Raw genomic sequence first — 5,840 nt, 5'->3', positions numbered from 1 at the left:
ACAATAAGTGAGTGTTCCATGATCTGCCTCGGTTCAGGTAGACTCCAACTGCGCCGCCAAGTGTTCCTTTTAGAAGGTGCGGATTTGGCGAAACCCTAGTTTACTCCCCCTGAGGAATTTCTGGAACGGCTTCATCAATATAATAAATATTTGGGCCAGTTCCCACCTGTTTTAACAATTGCCGAGTCGGATACTTGGCAATCAATTTTGAGACGATACTATTCGGGTCGTTGAGGTCTCCTGCTTGGCGCGACTTTCCTAAGCACGTTTGAACGCACGCCGGTTCTAACCCTTGCTCAAGGCGCTGCCAGCAAAAAGTACACTTATCGGCCTTTCCAGTCACAGGATTAGGAAAACGGGCATCATACGGGCAAGCTACAATACAATATTTGCACCCGATACATTTACTGTTTTCGACTATTACGATACCATCTACCCGTTTTTGAGAAGCCCCTGTTGGACAAACGTTTACACAAGGTGGGTGCACACAATGCATACAATTACCCGGTTGAAAAATTTCCTTAACATTAGGAAACTGTCCCTGAACTCCGCTGCTTTTTACCCAATTACGCTTATTTCCGAGTGGCACATCATTTTCCGCGCGACAAGCCACCATACAAGCATCGCAATCGATACAGCGTGAAGTAATAATGACGAATCCCATGCGAACAGCCATATTTTTTCCTCCTACACCTTCCCTATGCCTTTCTCACCGTTACAAAGGTTTCACTTAAAGAAGAACCCCCTGAAATCGGATCCGTTACGGTTTTGTGCAGGGCCGAATCACTCGCTCCAAGGCCATAAGCGAACTTAAGCCCTTTGCTTACGTGCCCAAATCCTCCGACCATAAAAATGCAATCCGGTCGTATACCCTCAGTTACATAAGCTTTAATGCTAACCTTTCCGACCTCGCTCTCCACAACCACATCATCATCCGTCTTGACACCAATCTTTGTGGCAACCGATGTATGCAACCACGCACGATTGACAGAAAAAACTTCCAGTAGCCAGCGATTGTTCTGGGTGAACATTTGTGAATGCTGAGCCGTCTTCCCCGTTAAGAGATAATATTGACCTTCCTCTGGCCGTGGCGGCTCATTCCAGGTCGGTACAGCCTTCTTACCCATTTGAGCCATTATGCCCGATAAGATTTCGATTTTCCCGCTACTCGTTTGAAACTCAAAATCTTTGGAATGGTCTGCTTTGAAGTTTGCTACTTCATAGTGCCCAACACGTTGTAATTCTTTTAAACTCGCTGGAAAAGGTTTAAGTTGCTTAGACAAGAGATCTACTTCATCCTTATATGGCAAAAATTCTCCTAAACCCAATTTTTCGGCCAATTCCTTATAAATAATCAAACTACTTTTAGTGTCATAAAGGGGCTCAATCACTGGCTGACGAATAAAGATTTTATTTCCAATCGGAATCAAGCCGTCATAGCGTTCGAGATAGCTGGATTCAGGCAAAATCACATCAGCATAATACGCCGTATCACTCGCTTGAATATCGATCACAGCAACAAAATCCAACTTCATAAGAGCATTGATGGTTTTTTGTCGTTCAGGAATGGAGAGCACTGGATTTTGCCTGGAAATCAACCACCCTTTTGCCTCATAGGGTTTGCCTGTCAAAATATTATCCCGCATAGTCTGGATAACACCATAGACTAAAGGCACCATTGGATACTGCCAAGGTACTCCATCCAGACGCATCCCCTGGGCTGGTGGAAAAGGCGGATGCGACAAAACTCCAAGCTTAGCTGTACTCATTTCCTGATCGGGAATGAGCCCACCCGGCTGTGCCCAATTACCTATAAGAGCATTAAGCACGGCAATCGCCCGTTCGTTTTGAAAGGAATTGACAAAATTAGAAGTCCGCCAATTAGGATGTGCTATGGCCGCCGGAGCAGCAGCGGCAAAGTCCCGGGCAATACGCCGAATCGTCGTCGCAGCGATCTCACATTTTTTCTCCGCCCATTCAGGGGTATAGTCTTTCACTTCTGTGACTAGATCTTCAAAACCTTGAGTATAACGGTTGATAAACGTTTCATTGTACAACTTTTCTGTAATGATCACATTAATCATAGCTAAGAAAAAAGCGGAATCCGTACCAGGACGAACCGGCAACCATTCAGTAGCCTTCGCGGCCGTTTTACTAAAACGCGGATCAAGGACTACTACCTTTGCACCCCTGGCCACCATTTCGATCATTTCCTGTGTTTCATTATTCGAAATTCCTTCCGCTAAATTTCGCCCCGTAAAAATTATATACTTGCAATTGCGATAATCAGTGCCCGGTTGAGGCATACCGTACGTATACAGAAACCCAGTCGTCATGGCATTAAAGCATAAACTTCGTTGAGTTCCGTAATTAGGTGTACCATAAGCTTTAAGAAGAATTTCGAAAAATGGCTGGGAGAGGTTATCCGTGGAATTAAACATCATCGCCTTAGCGCCATAATTGTCTTTAATCTTCTTCATTTGCTCAGCAGTATAACTTAAAGCCTCATCCCAAGAAGCCCTGCGCCACAAGCCGCTCCCTCGTGCCCCTGCTCGTATAAGTGGAAATTTAATTCGATCAGGGCTATACAAGGTTTCAATGCCGGCATTACCACGCGGGCACAATTTTCCCAAATTGTTTGGATGATTTGGATTACCTTCCAACTTTTTCACGACGCCGTTTTCAACCTTAGCAATAACTCCGCACCGCCATACACATTGCTCACAAATAGTGGTAACATGCTTTACACCCTTAGCTAGTGTCTGCGCAGAACTATTTATTCCTAAACTGGATTCAGGTGCCAATAGACCTATTCCAGCAGTAGCTGAAGCGCCAAGGGCTGCCGTAGCAACTGTTCCTTTGATAAACTGACGGCGGCTGAACAATTGGTCCCAAGTAAAAACTTTGGCCACATTGTCCCCTCCTTTCATTCAGCATTTGATGCTTTAGGATTCTATGGAACGTTGTTGTTCCGATTCCTTGGAACTTTCCACAATTTTGGAACCCACGTAGAAAACTCCTGTACATAGGACAAAGAGTCCAATAAATAACCAATGGTTGACATGGAAAAGCTCTGCCAGAGTTTTTTGCCCATAATCACCGATGGTAGAAATTTTCAAAAAAATGGATTGATAGGTAGCTCCGAATATAATTCCACCCGTAAGAAAACCCAAGAGTCCAGGAATCGAGTAATCTAAATTTCCCTGACCACAACCTGTGATCAACGTACCCGGTCACGTGCCGGCTAGGGCCATTCCCACTCCAAACAGAAGTCCGCCAAATAGATTACCAAAAATATAAGTGGAAGACACTTGATCTAACTGGATAAAACCAAGATCTTTCAGCGCATAGAGACAGACTAGTCCGACCGAGATCCCCGTCATCATAAACTTCATGACCGTGTTATCCTTAAAACGGAATTGATTGACAATTTTATGATAGTGTCCGAGGCCAGCCTTTTGGAGGGCAAAGGAGAAGAAGAAACCAATAACTATGGGGACAACGTAAGTTATCATCTTAATAATCCCTCCCATACAAAATCTTGGTCGTAATAATCCCAGACACGAACAACCCGACAATGAAGAGCAACCCTGCAGGAGATAGTTGCATCGTTCCTGAAATAGCTAAGCCACTGGTACACCCACCAGCAATACCCGCGGAATACTCGATGATGATCCCACCGATAAAAATCATGCTCCAACGTTTAAGCTTGCTTGGTCCGAATATCTGTGTCCATTGCTGATCCGGCATCATTCTAAACTTAAAATCTTTGGACCAGATACTGGACGTCAAGGCACCTAGGAGCATTCCGACAAACAATAAAATTTGGAAACTCACAACCGGCGGCATCTGAAATTTAAAATACATCGAATTAGCTAAGCTTGAATGGAACAGTTTTAGGAGTATACTGTCAATGCTTTCTAAACCACCGGATGAACCGATTGTTTTGTCCACCAGAACATAAGAAGCGGTGGCCGTTAATCCCAAAAGAATTCCGGCGGCCCATGGGGACCAAATTTTTTCTTTCATTTTTTCATTAAAGGCCAAGGTGTTCTCCCTCCTTTACGCTCTTCATTACGTCACTCAAGGAAGACAAGGACTTTAGGTCATTTTCATTGAGAGTTTGAAGTTGTGCTTGTACCTTTTTAGGCAAGTGAGACACGGCCTGTAATAATTGACTACCTTGTTCATGTTTAAGAATTTCGTGAAGGGCCAAGACAGTCTCCATATCCCCTTTTAATAACTTGGCGAACACTTCCTGCACTTCTGGAGGAAGTGTATTAAAGGGAACATTTTTTTGTTTTCCTTTAATAAAAGACCAAGGCCAAAATCCTTTTTTCCATCTCCAAATCAGGACTCCCAAAATCAAAAGAACAAATGCATTTATAATACCAATAACCCACGCTAACCAGGGAACCATATCTTTTACATTAAAATCAATGATATCGAAATTAGGATTAGCACTTGGCGGAACTTGAGTTGCTGCCGCGGACGGAGTAACCGCTCCAGTCCCTGCAGCGGAAGAATTCGTATCTCCTGACACTGGTGTGCCTGATGCGGATGTTGAGCCGCCCTTAGAACTTGAACCACCAGTCACCGTGCCACCATATTTAGCAACCCGAGCTGCGCTATCCGATGGATGGCAGGATGCACAAGATTGATCAGGTTGAGCTAAGGGTTTGGCGACTACTCCGGCATGAGCTTTTGCCTTATCCGTCTCTGTTGCCACTCCCAGATGACAGGCTTGGCAAAAATCACCGAAGGCATGCTGCGTATGCCAATCACCTTTTTTCGAGACAGGGTCTTCTCCCTTAACCTCATGACAGGTTTTACAGGAGGAGGTTGATGCACCACAGGCAGCTTGAGCAATTTTTGGCGGGGTAAGCCAAAAGGACCCAATGAGCACAACACTGAATAAGCCAAAAATTAAGGCTGATAAAGACCATTTCTTATTTTTCACGTTTGCTCCTCACCTCACAAGTTAATCTAATGTTCGCTTTAAGTAAGATCGTTTGTCTTAGTACCACCTCCATAGAACATTTTGCGATGTAAAAGTTTATGGTTCGATGGGATTATCAAGAGGATAACATATGGGCGCCTCCAGATTCCCCCCCGGGGGTATGGGGTTTGATATTCTTAGAATACAATGAATCAATAGATAGGTCAATATCAATTTATAGCGAAGTCTTAAAATTTCTTAATAATTAAAATATTATAAAAGGCAACAATAACTCATCTGCCGATAAGCGAAAGAATAGAAAAAGGAACCTCTTCCCGAAGTTCCTTTCTAAAATCAATATTTTATAATATTTACTCAATAACTCTAATACTTTTACTTTGCTTGCAATGCTCCCATCGGGCAATATTTTACACATTTCTTACATTTGGTGCATTTCTCTTGGTCGATGGTAGGCGCATCAACTCCATATTGCCTAATGGCTGAAACTGGGCAAACTTGAATTGCAGGACATGAATGATTCTGAGGACATCTCTTTTTGTCAACTGATATTTGCATGAAAGCCACGCTCCCTATAAAGATTTATTTTCTGTTTCTTCTTTTCATTATCTTTTTTAGATTTTCCATCCCCGCCTTTTCCTTATCCCCCTATACCCCGGTGGGGTATACATTGAGTTTAACTTAAGAAATATAACTTGTCAAGGGTTAAGAAAAAACAAGACTACAGATTCGTTTAATTATTCTTGATGCCACACTCGGATCTCTTTTGGATGCTGAAAATTTTCGACATAGATTGGAATGACTTTATTCCCATGGCCATGTCGTTAAAAAGTTTGAAGCTTATATGATCGGATTAACGCCAAATAAACACCACTATATAATC

6 protein-coding genes are annotated in these 5,840 nt (G+C 43.1%); all 6 read right to left on the bottom strand.

Features of this window, described 5'->3' with window-relative positions; genetic code table 11:
- Positions 1-100: 100 nt before the first annotated feature.
- Positions 101-676 (bottom strand): 4Fe-4S dicluster domain-containing protein, encoded by a 576-nt coding sequence (locus DSBG_RS21095; RefSeq protein WP_068966911.1) that lies wholly within the window; start codon positions 674-676, stop codon positions 101-103.
- 22 nt (positions 677-698) lie between these two features.
- Entirely contained in the window at positions 699-2,912 is a 2,214-nt protein-coding gene (locus DSBG_RS21090) for a molybdopterin-dependent oxidoreductase (protein WP_068966909.1), read from the bottom strand.
- Positions 2,913-2,945: 33 nt separating this feature from the next.
- Entirely contained in the window at positions 2,946-3,515 is a 570-nt protein-coding gene (locus DSBG_RS21085; protein WP_176716348.1) for a YeeE/YedE thiosulfate transporter family protein, read from the bottom strand.
- Between the two features lies 1 nt (position 3,516).
- On the bottom strand, positions 3,517-4,029 hold the full coding sequence (locus DSBG_RS21080; RefSeq protein ID WP_242877795.1) for a YeeE/YedE thiosulfate transporter family protein: 513 nt from the start codon (positions 4,027-4,029) through the stop codon (positions 3,517-3,519).
- A 7-nt stretch (positions 4,030-4,036) separates the two neighbouring features.
- On the bottom strand, positions 4,037-4,960 hold the full coding sequence (locus DSBG_RS21075; RefSeq protein ID WP_068966905.1) for a cytochrome c3 family protein: 924 nt from the start codon (positions 4,958-4,960) through the stop codon (positions 4,037-4,039).
- Between the two features lie 372 nt (positions 4,961-5,332).
- On the bottom strand, positions 5,333-5,515 hold the full coding sequence (locus tag DSBG_RS22180; RefSeq protein WP_083237020.1) for a 4Fe-4S binding protein: 183 nt from the start codon (positions 5,513-5,515) through the stop codon (positions 5,333-5,335).
- Positions 5,516-5,840: the final 325 nt, after the last annotated feature.

It is taken from the genome of Desulfosporosinus cupriresistens, assembly GCF_001707885.1.
GTDB lineage: Bacteria > Bacillota > Desulfitobacteriia > Desulfitobacteriales > Desulfitobacteriaceae > Desulfosporosinus.
This window is presented reverse-complemented; position numbering and strand designations above follow the sequence as displayed.